The sequence below is a fragment of the Mesoflavibacter sp. CH_XMU1422-2 genome (genome assembly GCF_037029245.1).
GTDB lineage: Bacteria > Bacteroidota > Bacteroidia > Flavobacteriales > Flavobacteriaceae > Mesoflavibacter > Mesoflavibacter zeaxanthinifaciens.
The window spans coordinates 1-1886 of sequence record NZ_JAYMEE010000076.1; the positions used below are offsets into that span (position 1 = coordinate 1).

The window sequence follows — 1886 nt, forward strand, 5'->3', positions numbered from 1 at the left end:
CGTTGTGCATAATGTAAAACCAACCTATGAGCCATAAATTAACAACCATAGAAATTCAGAACTTCAAGTCAATTATTGCAATTGAATTTGAACTTTCTGAGTACACACCATTAGTTGGTTATAATAATGCAGGAAAATCCAATATTCTTGAAGCGATAAAATGGGTATTACGCAAAAGTTCACTTAAATCAACGGATTTTAATGATGTTAATAGTCCTGTTATTATGACAGCGAAAATAGACGGTATTAGTAAAACAATACTTGAAAATTTAAATGCTACTCATAGGCAAAGAATTGAACCTTTTTTAGACTCAGAGTCACTAACCATAAGAAGAACTCAATCAACACCTAATGCAACTGCTGCACAAATTCGTTTAGAAGTTCTTAATCCTGAAGACGGACAATGGCAATCTAATCCAACAGGAATTGATAATGCAATTAAAGATTTATTTCCAGAACCAATACATATTGGAGCAATGGAAAATTCAGAAGAAGATGTTAGCAAATCAAAATCGGGAACAACAATTGGAAAGTTGCTTTCAGAAATAATTGGTCCTATAGAAGAACAATATGGTGACCAATTGAGAACAGTTTTGGATGGACTTAAAAATGTTTTAGATGCAGACGGAGAAAATAGAGCTACTGAATTGAGTGAATTTGACCAACAAGTCAATGAAAAATTAGATGCATTTTTCCCTGACATTAATGTTAAGGTTCACGTACCAACACCGGAACTTAAAGAGGTATTTACAAAGGGAACAATTAAAGTTTATGAAAACCAAAGTTTAAATGGCACAGATGTTTCTGCGTTGGGACACGGAGCTCAACGTTCAATTCAGATGACTTTAATTCGACATCTCGCTGATTTAAAAATAGCATCTCAAGAACAGACAACTACCACTCTATTATTAATAGATGAGCCTGAACTTTATTTACATCCTCAAGCAATAGAGATTCTACGAGTTTCTTTGAAAACACTTGCTAATCAAGGATACCAAATAATATTCACTACTCACTCACCATTTATGATAACCGAAAAAGATGTGGCTAATACAATCTTAATTAGGAAAAACTCAACACTTGGAACACATAAACGTAGTTCTTTAAAATCAGCAATACCACAAGTAGAACAAGAGGCTCAACATCAATTAACATTACTATTTGCTTTGAGTAATTCAAGTAACATTTTATTCTCTGAACGAGTGGTTTTGACAGAGGGAAAAACAGAAAAGAGGCTTGTTCCATTTTTAATAGAGGTAATCACAAATAATACTCTTGGCACACATAAATGTGCATTGGTAAAACAAGGAGGTTCGGGTAATACACGAAAATCTAAAATGGTTCTTGAAATGATGGATTTACCTTGTAAGGCTATAGTTGATTTAGATTACGCTTTTAAACACGCAGTTGATGACGGGTTTTTGGAAGCTGACGATGATGATATAACAGCTTGTATCGCAGAATTAGCATCTATTGCAACACCAAATGGAATTACACTAGATAATGGATTACCAACAAATAGAAATAGTTCAATGTCAGCAGCAGAAGCTTTTGCGCTTCTAGCACAACAACCAAATATTCAAACTAACATTGAAAATCTAAAAACCAAATTACTAGCTGAAAATATTTGGATTTGGAAAAAAGGAACTATAGAAAAGCATCTCAATTTAACAGGCAAAACAGAATCTGTTTGGGCAAATTTTGTGAACGATATTGAAAACGATGGAATTGAAACAACTTTACCAAATGACCATACGGAAATTACAGAATGTATAAATTGGATATTAACTTAAAAACACTATGCACAACAATGGCTATAAGTAATTGCTTGTTCTCGCCTACTTCTGAAAATCCTCGCGGATTTTCAGTTTGGTGTGTACTTGCAA

1 protein-coding gene is annotated in these 1886 nt (G+C 33.5%); it reads left to right on the forward strand.

Features of this window, described 5'->3' with window-relative positions; genetic code table 11:
- The first annotated feature begins 26 nt into the window (after positions 1–26).
- Positions 27–1793 carry an ATP-dependent nuclease gene (locus tag WA340_RS12685; RefSeq protein WP_336129353.1) on the forward strand — a complete coding sequence of 589 codons (1767 nt, stop codon included), beginning with the start codon at positions 27–29 and terminating at the stop codon, positions 1791–1793.
- The last annotated feature ends 93 nt before the right edge of the window (positions 1794–1886 follow it).